Here is a 14467-nt window from a genome sequence, read left to right on the forward strand (position 1 = left end):
ACGCGCAGGAGGTCACCGCGAATGCTTAGCCGTATTGCTGAGTCCCTATTTTGGATCGGACGCTATGTGGAGCGGGCCGACGGCACCGCCCGCATCCTGGACGTGCACCTGGAACGCCTGAACCACCTGCCCATGGACGAACGCCGCAGGGTGGCCCAGGAGCTGCTCGCAGTCATGGGCGCCCGGCCGCAGAGCGAAGACTTCGGCCTGCCCGAACTCCTCCACGCCCTGGCATACGACAAAACCAGCGCAACGTCCATCGCCGGGTCGCTGGGCGCGGCCCGCGAAAACGCACGGCGTGCCCGCGAGACCGTATCCTCGGGCCTCTGGGAAAGCCTCAACACCACCTACTACGGGCTGAGCCAGCACCGCAAGGACGTGGTGGGGACGTACCGCTTCTGCAACTGGACGTTGGAACGGACCGCCATGGTCAGCGGCCTGGCCGACACCACCGTGAGCCATGATGAAAGCTGGCTGTTCCTGGTGTTGGGCCGGTCCCTGGAGCGCGCCGACATGACCGCGCGGATGCTCTCCACCCGGGATGTCCTCTCTGCCGGCATGTCCTGGGTCAACATGCTGCGCTGCGCGGGGGCTTATGAGTCCTTCCTGCGGACCCGCCGGGCCGCCTTCGGGGACCAGCACGCCGCCGAGTTCCTCCTGCTCGACCGGCTGTTCCCGCGGTCCATCGTCTATGCCCTGCGTGACGCCGATGAGTGCCTCGCGAAGCTGGACCCTTCGGCACAGCGCGTGGGCTTCATCAACGACGCCCGCCGGATTGTGGGCCAGGCCCGCACGTTCCTCGAGTTCCACCGGACGGACGATCTGATGTCCGAACTGCCCGAGCACATGGAACGCGTGCAGAAGGCCGTCTCGCAGGCCTCGGACGCCATTTCCCGTAAGTACTTCAATCAGGCAGACGAACTCGCCTGGGTGGGAGAAGTTTCATGACCCGGCTGAGCATCATCCACACCACGGCCTACAAGTACAACAAGCGCGTCACGCTCTCGTACAACGAGGCCCGCATGACGCCGCTGACCGACCCCCAGCAGGTGGTCCTTGAATCCGTGCTCAAGGTCTCGCCGACGCAGGCGGCCGTGAGCAACTACCGGGACTACTGGGGCACGAGGGTCACCGCCTTCGACATGCAGATGCCGCACGACCACCTTGAGGTCGTTTCCAACATCACCGTTGAAGTTCACCGGGCGGAAAAAATCCCGGCTGACGCAGACATCGCCGGCTGGGACGTCCTGGCATCGAAGGAATCGTTGAATACGTTCAGCGACTGGCTGCCGCAGTCCCAGCTGAGCGGTCCCGGTGACGAGGTACTGGGCATCATTCCAGGTGTCGTGGAGGGCAAGAACCCGCACGAGGCCGCCATGGCCATCTTCGAATGGATGCGCGGCGAGATGACCTACATGTCCGGTTCCACCGCGGTCACCACCAACGCCGAGGAAGCGTGGGGACAGCGGCAGGGCGTCTGCCAGGACCTCGCGCACCTCGCCATCGGCGCGCTGCGCAGCTGCGGCATTCCCGCCCGGTACGTCTCCGGATACCTGCACCCGCGGTCGACGGCGGCCATCGGCGAGACAGTCGCCGGCCAGTCACATGCGTGGCTGGAGTTCTGGGACGGCGAGTGGCGCAGCTGGGATCCTACGAACCACAAGCCGGCAGGGGACTACCATGTCACCGTCGCCAGGGGCCGGGACTACCGGGACGTACCACCGCTGAAGGGCATCCTGTCCGGCGGCGGCGGATCGGCGCTCAGCGTGAGCGTGGAAATCACCCGCCTCGCTTAGGCAGTCGGGGGCGTTTCCTCGTCCTGCCCAGGGTCCGGCCAAGGACTACTCCGGGGATGCCTTGGCCGCTCCGCTGAGCTGGGTCCACCAGGTCATGGGTGCGGTGACTTTGAACCGGCGCCCGGTCACTGTTCCCGGGCTCACCCGGACAAAGGTGTCTTTTTTCCCGGCCTGCCATGGGAAGAGGTACAGGGCTGCGGAGTCCAGGATGCCTTCGGTTCCTGTGATGACCTTTGCCGGTCCCTTGACCACCACGCTCCAGGCCAGGCCACTGACGGCATCCACGCCGTCGGCCTCCAACGCCACAGCGGCACCTCCTGAGGCGGCGGCCAGCTTGGTTCCAGCGCCGGTGCGGAACACTAATGTTCCGCCGTCCACCGTGTAGTTGATGGGGAAGATGTCAGGCTGGCCGTCCACCAGGACGGCCAGCCTGCCTACCGAAACCGTCCGCAGCAGGGACCAGCATTCGTGGTGTTCCAGGTTCTGGACCTGGGACGTTGACTCGCCGGAGTTGGACTCTCGGGACGTTGACTCGTTGGACGCTGGGTCGCCGGACAGTGGTTCACCGGACATTGGCTCGCTGCTCATGCCGCCGAGCCTACGCCCAACACCCTGCTCAGGACAGTGCCCGTCCTACCAGGGGCTGGGCTTGTAGTCCTTGAGGAAGACCCCGTACTGGTCCTCGCCGTTTTCGCCCATCACGATCGGATCGTAGACGCGGGCGGCGCCGTCCACCAGGTCCAGGGGCGCGTGGAAGCCCTCTTCCATAAGCCGGACCTTGGTGAAGTGCGGGCGTTCGTCGGTGATCCAGCCGGTGTCCACCGCGGTCATCAGGATCCCGTCGGCGTCCAGCATTTCCTGGGCGCTGGTCCGGGTCATCATGTTCAGGGCCGCTTTGGCCATGTTGGTGTGCGGATGGCCGGGGCCCTTGTAGGCCCGCGAGAACTGGCCTTCCATGGCGGAAACGTTGACGATGTACTTCCGGTGCGCGGTGGAGCGTTTCATGGCATCCCGGAGCCTGCTGACCAGCAGGAACGGGGCCGTGACGTTGCAGAGTTGGACCTCCAGCATTTCCAGGGGGTCAACCTCGTCCACCACCTGGGTCCAGCTGTTGATGCCGGCCAGGTCCGGGACGAGCCCGCCGGCGTCGATTGCTGTACCGGCGGCGATCCGCTCCAGCGAGGCCGAGCCGGTGGAGAGCGCCAGTGAAGTGATGGCGTCGCCGGCCAGCACCGGGTGATCGGTGACACTGCTCGCCAGGGCGAGTGGGTGTTTGTCGTGGGCGTGGCCGAACGTAACCAGTTCTGGTCCGCCGTTGGCGGGCTCCAGCGCGGCGGGCAATGGCTCGTCCTCGGCGTCCACCAGGGGCTTGTAGGCGTTGCCGGACCGGCGCACGGTCTGGGCGGCGTTGTTGATGATGATGTCCAAAGGGCCCGCGGCGTTGAGCGAATCCGTCAGGGCCATCACCTGTGACGGATCGCGCAGGTCGATGCCCACAATCCGGAGCCGGTGCAGCCAGTCGCCGCTGTCTTCCATTGCCGCGAATCGGCGCGCCGCGTCTTTGGGGAACCGGGTGGTGATGGTGGTGTGGGCTCCGTCCCGGAGCAGGCGCAGCGCAATGTACATGCCGATTTTGGCGCGCCCGCCGGTGAGCAGCGCCCGCCGGCCTGTCAGATCCGTGCGGGCATCCCGCTTGCTGTGGCTGAAGGCGGCGCATTCCGGGCAGAGCTGATGATAAAAAGCGTCCACCTGCGTGTAGTGCTTCTTGCAGATGTAGCAGGGGCGGGAACGGATCAGGTGCCCCGCCACCTTGCCTGTCGCCGACGTCTCCAGCTTGTTGCCGCGGGTCTCGTCGTCGATCCGGTCCGGTGCTGCCGTTGCCGTCTGGGCGATGACGGCCCGGTCGGCTTCGGAGATCAGGTCCCGTTTGGTGACGCGGCGGTGACGCTTCACGGCCTTGAACATCTTCCCGGTGGCACGGCGCACCGAGACATAGTCGGGGTGTTCCTCGTCATAGACGTGGATGGTGTTCAAAACCTTGAGGCAGGCCTGGATTTCCTCAGGCGACAGATCGGGGGAGCTCATTGTACCGATTTTACAGCCTGGGGAAGATCCGGCCCGACCGGGTCCAGCTGTCGCTGTCCTGCCGGGCCTGCCCGTCCCTCGCCTAGGAGCGGCGGCCGCCCGGGGCGGCCTGGGATGCCGCCTCCGCATGGACCGCAGCAACCTGTTCCACAGATTCGCGGATTTCTGGATAGTTGGCCGTGGCCGCTTTGATGGCATTGGGTACAAGGTGAAGGTTCCTGGCGGCAAGCGCCCGTTCCGCCTCCCCGGGCTCAGGCACCTGCTGGCCCTTGGCGAGCACGGTGATGCCGGACTCGGTCACCTTGAATCCGCGGGCGCGGTCCAGGTCATGGTCCAGGCCGATCGCGGCGCCAGCCGGCACCTTCACGTTTTTGTCCAGGATGGCCCGGTTGACTACGGCGCCTTCGCCGATGTTCACCTTGTCCATCAGGACCGAGTCGATGACCCTGCTGCCGTTACCCACAAAGACGTCGTTGGACAGGACGGATCCCTCCACCACGCCGCCGGAGATGACCACGCCGCTGGACACAATGGAGTCCAGGGCGGTGCCCACGGTGTCGTTTTCGCCGCGGACGAACTTGGCCGGCGGGGAGATGCTCTGCCGCGTGTAGATGGGCCATTCAGAGTTGTAGAGGTTGAACACCGGCAACGGCGAGATGAGGTCAATGTGGGCGTCGTAGAACGAATCGATGGTGCCGACGTCGCGCCAGTAAGTCCGGTCGCGTTCCGTGGAGCCGGGAATGTCGTTGAGGGTGAAGTCGTAGACTCCGGCCTCACCCTGGCTGACGAAGTAGGGGATGATGTCCCCGCCCATGTCGTGCTTGGTATCGAGCCGTTCGGCGTCGACATGGAGGGCATCCACCAACGCGTCGGCGTCAAAGACGTAGTTGCCCATGGACGCCAGGAACTGGGTGGGATCAGCGGCCAGGCCAGGAGTTGTGGCGGGCTTCTCCACAAATGCGGCGATCTTCTGCGGGTCCTCCTGGTCCACCTCGATTACACCGAACTGGTTGGCCATACTCAACGGCTGGCGCACGGCGGCCACAGTGGCCTTGGCGCCGCTCTGCACATGCTGCTCCACCATCTGGGCGAAGTCCATGCGGTACACGTGGTCCGCACCAACCACGACGACGATGTCGGGGTTGGCGTCATGGATCAGGTTCAGGGACTGGTAGATGGCGTTGGCGCTGCCGAGGAACCAGCTCTTGCCGACGCGCTGCTGCGCCGGCACGGACGCCACGTAATTGCCCAGCTGCGTGGACATCCGCCAGGTCTCGGAAATGTGGCGGTCAAGGCTGTGGGACTTGTACTGGGTCAGGACCACGATCTGCAGGTAGCGTGAATTCACCAGGTTGGACAGCGCAAAGTCGATCAGCCGGTAACTGCCGGCAAAGGGCACTGCAGGTTTCGCCCGGTCTGCCGTCAGTGGCATCAGCCTGTTTCCCTCGCCGCCCGCGAGGACAATGGCCAGGACTCTTTTATTCAACGGCATGGTAGTAGCTCCTGTACGCCTTCGTAACTCCCCAAACAGTCCGGCATGCCCGGACTCCTTCACACTAGAACAGATAGTGCGGAAGGACTACCTTGGGTAACGTGCGAATAGACATTGTGACTAAAGAGTTCCCGCCCGAGATCTACGGAGGCGCCGGAGTCCACGTGGCCGAATTGAGCAGGGTGCTTAGTAAGCATGTTGACCTGCAGGTTCGTGCCTTCGGTGCACCCCGCGACGCCGATTACCACGGTGCCGGGGTGACCTCCTATTCCGTTCCCGAAGACCTGGGCTCCGCCAACGCCGCCGTCCAGACGCTCGGGGTGGACCTGCGGATCGTGCCGGACGTGGCAGGTGCCGATCTGGTCCATTCGCACACGTGGTATGCGAACATGGCCGGCCATCTGGCGTCCCTGCTCCACGGCATCCCGCACGTATTAAGTGCCCACAGCCTGGAGCCGCTGAGGCCGTGGAAGGCCGAGCAGCTTGGCGGCGGCTACGCGTTGTCCTCCTGGGTCGAGAAAACCGCCTACGAGGCGGCAGCAGCGATCATCGCCGTTTCGGAAGGCATGCGCCAGGACATCCTCCGCAGCTACCCCGACGTTGACCCTGCCAAAGTCAGGGTGGTCCACAACGGCATCGACGTCGAACTGTGGCAGCGCGACGAAAACCAGGACGCCATCCGCGCCCTGGGCATTGATCCGGACAAGCCGAGCGTGGTGTTTGTCGGCCGCAACACGCGCCAGAAGGGCGTGCCGTACCTCCTGCGTGCCGCCGCGAAGCTTCCGGCCGATGTGCAGCTCGTGCTGTGCCTTGGCGCGGCGGATACCCCCGAGCTCGCCGCAGAAACTGCACGCCTGATCGAGGAGCTGCAGAGCCAGCGGACCGGCGTCGTCCTGATCGAACGGATGCTGCCGCGGAACGAACTCATCCAGGTCCTCAGCCACGCCACAGCGTTCGCCTGCCCGTCCATCTATGAACCGCTGGGCATCGTCAACCTCGAGGCGATGGCCTGCGGTGCTGCCGTGGTGGCCAGCGCTACGGGCGGCATTCCCGAGGTGGTCCAGCATGGCGAGACGGGTCTGTTGGTGGACCTGGAGCAGGTCACCGACGGTACCGGCACGCCGCTTGATCCGGAGAAGTTCGTGACGGAATTTGCCGCCGCTCTGACCGAGGTGGTGTCCGATCCCGATCGGGCACGTGCCATGGGCCAGGCCGGCCGCCGCCGCGCGGAGGAGCACTTCTCCTGGGACTCCATCACCGAGACCACCCTTGAGGTCTACCGCTCAGTGCTTCCTGGCGGACGGCAGGAACAACAGCATTACTGACCAAGCAGCGAACGACGGCGCCGCCCCCACCGAGGGGACCGGCGCCGTCGTTCGTTCATAACGCTTGATCCAACGCGGGGTCACATAGTGCCCATTCCGGGGTGTCGGAGGGGCCTGAACTGACCTCGCGTTGCTTTATCGGGAGGTAGTTGTGCGCGCCAGTAGCACTTTTTCGTCGACGGGCGCGTTGCCGCTGGCCCGCTGTGCCCTGACGTAGGCGCGGGCCTCGTCCTGCCGGGTCTTCTCGGCACCGGTGGCGATCGATGCGCGCACGTGCTCGTCGCCGTACCCGAAGGCGTCCACCAGGTCCAGGGCGTGGGGCCTGATCTTGACCAGGAGCCGGTTGATGTAGTCACCCACCGTGCGTGCCCGCTGCATGGAGAGCCTGCCGTTCATCAGGTACCAGGACAGGTTCTTTTCGATCAGGGACAGGCCGAACAGGTCGCGCAGCCAGGTCAGGACCCGCTTGGTGCCGGGGTCCGTGACGTCTTCCAGGGCCGCCGTGAACGCCTCCCATTGCAGGAGCTCCGCGTGGGCCTGGGCAGCATCTATCAGCTCGTTCTGGTGCTGGTTGAAGAGGGCCGCCCCTTTTTCGACGGGCAGCTTGCTGGCGCCCTTCAGGGCCGCCCCGACGTCGGCCACCATGGTCTGGACGCGGTCCGCCAGGAGGGCGCGCTGGCCTTCCTCGTCCCGGAGCGCAATGGCAGCCTTCTGGACTGATCCGGTATCGGCGACAAACTGTGCCACCTGCCGCAGGCCGGTGCGATGGATCGCCACGCCCGTTGCCTGAGCCACCACGTAGCGGGCCAGGACGCCAAAATCGACATTCCTGAACTCCTTGGCATAGTCGGCCAGGAGGCGCTTGGCCACAAGCTGGAGCAGGACGGTGTTGTCGCCCTCAAACGTGACATAGACGTCCAGGTCCGCGCGGAGGGAGGCGAAGCGGTTTTCGATCAGGAAGCCCGCCCCGCCGCACGCCTCACGGCATTCCTGCAGGGTGTCCAGTGCGTGCCAGGTGCTCAGCGGCTTCAGGGCTGCGGCGAGGGTCTCCAGGTCCTGCCGGTCCTCATCGGTGTCGTGGGCACCGGAGAACACATCATCGAACTTCTGGAGGAGCTGCTCGTGCGCGAAGCCCGCGGCATACGTGGTGGCCAGCCGGGTAAACAGGCGCCGCTGGTGGCGCTGGTAGTCCAGGAGGACCTCTTCGTCAGTGTGCGATGACGCGTTGAACTGGCGGCGTTCGGTGGCGTAGCGGATGGCTGCTGTCAGGGCGACCTTCGACGCCGCCACGGCGGCGCCGTCCAGGGACACACGGCCCTGGACGAGGGTTCCCAGCATGGTGAAAAAGCGGCGGCCTGGGCTGGCTATCGACGACGTGTAGGTCCCATCCGGTGCCACATCGCCGTAGCGGTTCAGCAGGTTCGTGCGGGGGATGCGGACGTTGTCGAAATGCAGCCGGCCGTTGTCGATCCCGTTGAGGCCGCCCTTGACTCCGTCGTCCTCCCCACCGATCCCGGGCATGAACTCCCTGGTCTGGGGGTCCCGGAGGTCAACGTAGAAGGCATGCACGCCATGGTTGACGCCATTTGTCACGAGCTGGGCGAACACAACAGCGGCGAGGCCATCGATGGCTGCATTGCCGATGTAGTCCTTCCACGCAGCGCGGAACGGTGTGTGGACCACAAATTCCTGGGTTTTGACGTCGTAGGTCGCGGTGGTGGCGATGCTGGCCACATCGGAACCGTGACCGGTCTCCGTCATGGCGAAGCAGCCGGGAATCTCCAGGCTCATGATGCCTGGCAACCAGTCGGTGTGGTGCTGCTGCGTGCCCAGGTGCATCACGGCCGAGCCGAAGAGGCCCCACTGGACACCAGCCTTAATCTGCAGGGACGGGTCGGCGGTGACCAGTTCCTCGAACGCCGCGATGTTGCCGCCGTGGTCATCGGAACCGCCCAGCGCCGACGGGAAGGCCCGGTGTACGGCGCTGTTGTCCACGAGGTACTTCAACTGGCCGAAGGTTCGCGTCCGGTGTTCGGTGTGCGTCAGTCCTTCAATTTTGTGCAGTGCAGGGTCACTGGCCAGCGCGCGGGATTGGCGACGGGAGTCCGCCCATTTGCCCAGGAGTTGCTCGCCGAGGGCGGCAACGTCGACGGCGGGCTGCACAGCCGAGCCATCGTTGGCGCTGGGGCTGGTGGCCGCTGGGCCCGCAGCGGCTGTATTCGTTACGGCGGCGTCCGGGCCGGTGGGGCGGTCCACTACTTCGGTCATGTCAATGTCCTTCGTTGGTTCTGACAGGAGGGTGTGAGGTTCTTGGGGCGGAATCATGCCGCGCTGGCGGGGCTAAGCTCGGGGGCGATCCCCACGCATAACCAGGCCGTGATCTGGCGGGCCATGGCTTCCTGGTCCGGCTTCGCCGCCGAAGCCGGCGTGCTGAGCCATTGCTCACCGGCATTTCGGACCAGGCCGATGGCCGCCGTGGGCCAGTAGCCGATCACCGCTTCCTTGCCTTCGCCGAGGTGGGTCCGCATTGGCGCGGCGATCATCTCAGCGATGGAGTCGAAGAAGTGGCCAAGGGCTCCCGAAATGGCCGCCGATCCCTGGTGGCTTTCCGCATCCACCGGCGCATAGCGGGTGACGAAACTGTAGACATTGGGGCTGGTTTCCGCCATCTGGAGATAGGCAGAAATCATGGCCAGCAGCCCTTCCCGAGGAGTCTGGGCACCCTGCGCCGCTTCGCGGATCTTGCGCTGCATCTGGCTCAGGACAACTTCCCCGACGGCGTGCTGAAGTCCTGCCTTATCGCCGAAATAGCGGTAGAAGACCGACTTTGAGGTGCCGGCGGCCGCTGCAATCTCCTCCATGGAGGCATCGCTGCCCAGCGCGTGGACCGCGCGGCGTGCGGACTTGATGAGCTCCCGGCGTCGTTCCTCCCGGTGGGTCTGCCAGCGGGCCGAACGGCCGTCGGCAATTGCGCCGGTGGCCGGCGCCTGGACTTCTGGGTGGAGGTTGTTCACGATACTCAGCGTATCAGGTACGCTGGGTATCGGTAACCGTCGCAGATCAGAGGAGTCACCCATGTCCGTCAATGGACCGTCCGGCACCGGACCCCACGAATTCGCCAGCCCCACGACTTCCGGCGCGGCGCGTCCAGTCCGCCGGGCCGTAATTGTGGGTGGTAACCGGATCCCGTTTGCCCGGTCCGGCGGGGCCTACACGAAGTCTTCCAACCAGGACATGCTCACTGCCGCACTGGACGGTCTTATCGCCAGGTTTGGCCTCCAAGATGAGCGGATCGGCGAGGTTGCGGCGGGGGCCGTACTCAAGCACTCCCGCGACTTCAACCTCACCCGCGAGGCAGTCCTGGGCTCGGCGTTGTCGGCGGAAACTCCCGCCTACGACCTGCAGCAGGCGTGCGCCACCGGCCTCGAAACGGTTCTGGGCCTGGCCAACAAGATCAAACTGGGCCAGATCGATTCCGCCATCGCCGGTGGTGTCGACTCGGCGTCAGATGCCCCCATTGCTGTCAGTGAAGGCCTCCGCGAGATACTCCTGGACCTCAACCGCGCCAAGACACTGCCCCAGCGCCTGCAGGTACTCAGCCGCCTGCGGCCCAAGGACCTGGCCCCCGATGCTCCGAGTACAGGGGAGCCACGCACCGGCCTGTCCATGGGCGAGCATCAGGCGCTGACCACCGCGCAATGGAACATTTCGCGCGAGGCGCAGGATGAGTTGGCTCTCAACAGCCACCGCAACCTTTCCGCCGCGTATGACGCAGGATTCTTCGATGACCTCCTGACGCCATACCGAGGCCTCGCCAAGGACTCCAACCTGAGGGCGGACACCACTTTGGAGAAGCTGGCTACACTCAAACCCGTCTTCGGGAAGAGCCTCGGCGCCGCGGCCACCATGACGGCGGGAAACTCCACACCGCTGACCGACGGGGCCTCCACGGTCCTGCTCGCATCCGATGACTGGGCTGATGCCCATGACCTTCCGAAGCTCGCCACCGTCGTGGATGGTGAAGCTGCCGCTGTGGACTTCGTCCACGGCAAGGACGGACTCCTTATGGCTCCCGCGTTTGCGGTCCCCAGGCTGCTGGCCCGCAACGGACTGACGCTGGATGACTTCGACTTCTTTGAGATCCACGAAGCCTTCGCCGGGACTGTCCTGAGCACCCTGGCCGCCTGGGAAGATGATGAGTTCGGCCGCACCCGGCTGGGACTTGAAGGTGCCTTCGGCAGCATCGACCGCACCAAGCTGAACGTCAACGGCTCCTCCCTGGCCACGGGCCACCCGTTCGCAGCCACCGGCGGACGCATCGTGGCCTCGCTGGCCAAGATGCTGCAGGCCAAAGGCACCGTCGAGGGAAGGCCTGCGCGCGGACTTATTTCCATCTGCGCTGCCGGCGGCCAGGGCGTCGTCGCGATACTCGAAGCACTCTAGGGGCACCGGATGACGGATAAATACACCACGCTCGTCAACCAGGGCGTAGGCAAGAACATCGCCAAACGGCTGGGCCTGCCCCAGCCTGCCGTGCTGCGCCGCTTCAAGCCGGGCCAGCCCCTGGTCACCGGCCCCGTCCTCGTCCAGGGCAACACCGCTGGTGCCGACGAACTGGCCGCCAAGCTGCTCTCCTGGGACCTGGACGTCCGGCGCCACGCCGTGCCCCGCGAAAAACTTGGCGCGATCATTCTGGTCCTGGATGAGCTGACCCGGCCCGAGGATCTTGAAAAGCCTGTGCTGTCTGCCGCGGCCTCACTGCGTGATCTCGGCCCCAGCGCCCGCGTCATCGCCATCTCCCGGCCGGCCGCCGAAACCGCGTCCCCGGCACAGTCGGCTGCCCGGCAAGGCGTGGATGGCTTCCTGCGGTCGCTTGCCAAGGAACTCCGGGCCGGCGCAACAGCGAACGGCATCGTCCTGGCAGAAGGTGTCCAGAGCACCAGCCCCAGCGCCCTGGCCGCCCTGCGGTTCTTTCTGTCCGGCCGGTCGGCATTCGTGGATGGCCAGTTCCTGACTGTCTCAACCGAGCAGGGCCAGCTGCCCCCGGACTTCGAGAAGCCGCTCGCCGGCAAGGTTGCCGTGGTCACCGGCGCCGCCCGCGGCATCGGGGCAGCTATTGCCCGTACCCTCCACCGGGACGGGGCCACCCTGGTGCTCGTAGACATCCCAGCAGCCGGGGACCATTTGGCCGCCGTCGCCAACGAAGTCCGCGGCACGGCGCTTCAACTGGATATCAGCAGCGCAGACGCCGGCCAGCGGATCATCGACCACGCCGTGCAGCGTCACGGCCGTCTGGACATCGTCATCCACAACGCAGGAATTACCCGGGACAAGCTGCTCGCCAATATGGACCACGGCCGCTGGACCTCCGTCCTGAACATCAACATCGCCGCCCAGCTCAGAATCAACGAAGCGCTCCTTGCTTCCGAGCACTTCCGTAATTCACCACGGATTGTCTCGGTGGCATCCACCAGCGGCATTGCGGGCAACCGCGGCCAGACCAACTACGCGGCGTCCAAGGGCGGCGTAATGGGTATGGTGCGCGCTTCTGCGCCCCTTCTGGCGGCGAACGGCGGGACCATTAACGCGGTGGCGCCCGGATTCATCGAAACTGACATGACAGCACGGATCCCGTTTGCTGTCCGCGAAGTGGGACGACGGCTGAATTCGCTTCAGCAAGGTGGCCAACCGTCCGACGTCGCGGAGGCCATTGCCTTTCTGGCGAGCGACGCCGCCGGGGGCATTAACGGCGACGTGCTGCGGATCTGCGGACAGAACCTGGTGGGGGCATGAGTACTGTCCAGCCGGTCATCCTGGGGGAGATGCCGTCCCTGTCCAAGCTCTACGTCAATGCCGCCGCGCAGACCGCGCGGCGGCGCGTCTTGGGCACGCACAACGGATCAAACCTTCCGGTCACTAGCCACGAAGTGCGCGGGGTAAGGGCCGACGTCGGCAACCTCACCGCCTACCAGCACCTCATCGGACTGACTGCCAGGGACACCCTGCCGGCCGGATACCTCCACGCACTGGCATTCCCGCTGGCCATGAGTGTCATGAACCGCGACGATTTCCCGCTGCCACTCCTGGGCATGGTCCATCTCAGCAACCATGTGGAGCAGAGGTCGCCGGTGCTCTTCACAGAATCCCTGGACATCCAGGCCAGGGTTGAGAACCTCCGGGGCCACCGGGCGGGCACGCAACTTGACGTTGTGGCAGAGATCCGTGGAGCGGATACGCCGGACATCAAATGGACCGGGCGCTCCTCCTACCTGGCCAAGGGTGTGTTCCTCCCCGGCATCGACAAGCCAACGCCCCACAACGGACAGGCCGATTTCACGCCTCCGGACCCCACCGCGATTTGGCATTTGGGGGTCGACACGGGAAGGGCGTATGCCGCCGTTTCAGGCGACTTCAACCCCATCCACCTGAGCGTGCTTTCTGCCAAGGCCCTGGGCATGCGCCGCTCTATCGCGCACGGGATGTACCTTGCCTCGAGGGCCCTCGCGGATGTCGGGCCGGCCAAGGGCGAATCGTTCACGTGGGATGTCACGTTCGAGGCTCCAGTATTCCTTCCTGCCCGCGTTGCCTTGGCTATCACCGCCCTGGATATCACCACGGCACAGACGCCTGGCGAAGGCTGGCAGCGGGCCGAATTTGTGGCGTGGAACCCCCGCTCCGGCCGCCGCTACTTCAGCGGCTCCGTGGCACCGCTCTAGGACGCCGGCCGCACAGCCCTGAGGATACGGTGCAGGCTCAGGAGGATGGATTCGGACGCTGTCACGGCCGAATCCTCCTGGGCCCGCTCCGCAACCGTTGCCATGCCGGCCTCCACCGCTGACTTTGCGGCAGCGAACAGCCGCCGCTGGTCTGCTTCATCCTCGCCGGCGAACGAGGCCAGGAGTTCGCCGGTGGCGGTCATGGCCGCGGCCAGGGGCGCACTGTCGTTGAAAGGCACCGTATAAGGTGCGTCGTCTGTCCAGATGACATCGGACAGGACTTCTGTCATGTCCTGGATGTGGAACGTCACCCGCTCCAGCTCACGAAGATTGCGGTAATCGAGATCCACATCGCGGGGATGGAGCCGCCGGCGCGGATTGGCCCGCCGGCTGGCGTCAGCCTCCTGCACGAGATGGCGGACCGTGCTGGCTGCTCCGGCCAGCTCGGCGGACCGGCGGGACCAGTCCTCATGCTCGGGAGGCCACGTTTCAGTCAAGGCCGTTCCCATGTCAGTCAGTTGCCGCCCGAGGGCCAGCCGGAGTTTGCCCAGGCTGGTGGCCGCCGCGTCGAAGTGCAGGGGAGGAAAGACCAGGAAGTTGACGGCAATGCCCACGGCGACGCCGACGCCCATCTGGATGAGGTAGCCGAAGGAAAAGTCGTCCCGGTTGCTTCCCCCCACCAGCAGGACCAGCAGCGCCGCCGTCGGAATCCAATCGCTGCCCGTGCCGATGCGGGGGAGACCGCCGAGCAGCACGCCGAGTCCCATAACGACCGCAACAGACAGTGGTGACGGATCACCGACACTAACCAGCGCGAAGGCGAGCCCAATACCCAGGGCGAGTCCGACGAGCGCCTGGAGACCCTGCCGGAAGGATCCGGCCACGTTGTGGTACATCGACACCAGGGCGCCGAGCGGCGCGTAGTACGGATACTCGGCAGCAGATCCCGGCATCAGGGGAGCAATGGCGAAAGCGACGCCGGCGGCCAGAGCTGCCTTCGCCGCCAGCTGCAGGCGCTGTACTGTGAATGCCGACGAGAGACCGGCCACCGAA

General features: G+C 65.5%; 12 protein-coding genes. 6 read left to right on the forward strand and 6 right to left on the reverse strand.

What is annotated here, in order from left to right; genetic code table 11:
* Window positions 1-21: 21 nt before the first annotated feature.
* Entirely contained in the window at window positions 22-948 is a 927-nt protein-coding gene (locus CXR02_RS07920) for an alpha-E domain-containing protein (RefSeq protein ID WP_056339904.1), read from the forward strand.
* Window positions 945-1796 (forward strand): transglutaminase family protein, encoded by an 852-nt coding sequence (locus tag CXR02_RS07925; RefSeq protein WP_104061463.1) that lies wholly within the window; start codon window positions 945-947, stop codon window positions 1794-1796. The genes CXR02_RS07920 and CXR02_RS07925 overlap by 4 nt, the downstream gene beginning before the upstream one ends.
* Window positions 1797-1841: 45 nt before the next feature.
* Here the strand turns inward: CXR02_RS07925 and CXR02_RS07930 are convergent, their stop codons facing one another.
* The 3 genes from CXR02_RS07930 to glgC form a co-directional block, all read right to left on the reverse strand.
* Entirely contained in the window at window positions 1842-2384 is a 543-nt protein-coding gene (locus CXR02_RS07930; protein WP_258060867.1) for a pyridoxamine 5'-phosphate oxidase family protein, read from the reverse strand.
* A gap of 45 nt (window positions 2385-2429) precedes the next feature.
* Window positions 2430-3881, reverse strand: coding sequence for an SDR family NAD(P)-dependent oxidoreductase (locus tag CXR02_RS07935; RefSeq protein WP_104061465.1), 1452 nt, complete (start codon window positions 3879-3881; stop codon window positions 2430-2432).
* An 82-nt stretch (window positions 3882-3963) separates the two neighbouring features.
* Window positions 3964-5373: a glucose-1-phosphate adenylyltransferase gene (glgC, locus tag CXR02_RS07940; RefSeq protein ID WP_104061466.1), complete on the reverse strand. Its 1410-nt coding sequence runs from the start codon at window positions 5371-5373 to the stop codon at window positions 3964-3966.
* A gap of 101 nt (window positions 5374-5474) precedes the next feature.
* On the opposite strand from glgC, the gene glgA reads away from it, so the two are divergent.
* Window positions 5475-6698, forward strand: a complete 1224-nt coding sequence (glgA, locus tag CXR02_RS07945) for a glycogen synthase (protein WP_104061517.1) — start codon at window positions 5475-5477, stop codon at window positions 6696-6698.
* Between the two features lie 135 nt (window positions 6699-6833).
* Here the strand turns inward: glgA and CXR02_RS07950 are convergent, their stop codons facing one another.
* Together CXR02_RS07950 and CXR02_RS07955 are read right to left on the reverse strand one after the other, a co-directional pair.
* Window positions 6834-8966 carry an acyl-CoA dehydrogenase gene (locus CXR02_RS07950; RefSeq protein ID WP_104061467.1) on the reverse strand — a complete coding sequence of 711 codons (2133 nt, stop codon included), beginning with the start codon at window positions 8964-8966 and terminating at the stop codon, window positions 6834-6836.
* Window positions 8967-9019: 53 nt separating this feature from the next.
* Entirely contained in the window at window positions 9020-9775 is a 756-nt protein-coding gene (locus tag CXR02_RS07955) for a TetR/AcrR family transcriptional regulator (RefSeq protein WP_104061468.1), read from the reverse strand.
* On the opposite strand from CXR02_RS07955, the gene CXR02_RS07960 reads away from it, so the two are divergent.
* From CXR02_RS07960 to CXR02_RS07970, 3 genes are read left to right on the forward strand one after another with little or no spacing between them, the layout of a single operon-like run.
* On the forward strand, window positions 9774-11141 hold the full coding sequence (locus CXR02_RS07960; protein WP_104061469.1) for an acetyl-CoA C-acetyltransferase: 1368 nt from the start codon (window positions 9774-9776) through the stop codon (window positions 11139-11141). The genes CXR02_RS07955 and CXR02_RS07960 overlap by 2 nt on opposite strands.
* 9 nt (window positions 11142-11150) lie before the next feature.
* Complete coding sequence (locus CXR02_RS07965; protein WP_104061470.1) at window positions 11151-12491, forward strand: 3-oxoacyl-ACP reductase; 1341 nt, start codon at window positions 11151-11153, stop codon at window positions 12489-12491.
* Window positions 12488-13414, forward strand: coding sequence for a MaoC/PaaZ C-terminal domain-containing protein (locus CXR02_RS07970; protein WP_104061471.1), 927 nt, complete (start codon window positions 12488-12490; stop codon window positions 13412-13414). Before CXR02_RS07965 ends, CXR02_RS07970 begins: the two co-directional genes overlap by 4 nt.
* Here CXR02_RS07970 and CXR02_RS07975 read toward each other — a convergent pair.
* Window positions 13411-14463 (reverse strand): aromatic acid exporter family protein, encoded by a 1053-nt coding sequence (locus CXR02_RS07975; protein WP_104061472.1) that lies wholly within the window; start codon window positions 14461-14463, stop codon window positions 13411-13413. The genes CXR02_RS07970 and CXR02_RS07975 overlap by 4 nt on opposite strands.
* Between the last annotated feature and the right edge of the window lie 4 nt (window positions 14464-14467).

Source organism: Arthrobacter sp. 4R501, assembly GCF_002929755.1.
GTDB lineage: Bacteria > Actinomycetota > Actinomycetes > Actinomycetales > Micrococcaceae > Arthrobacter.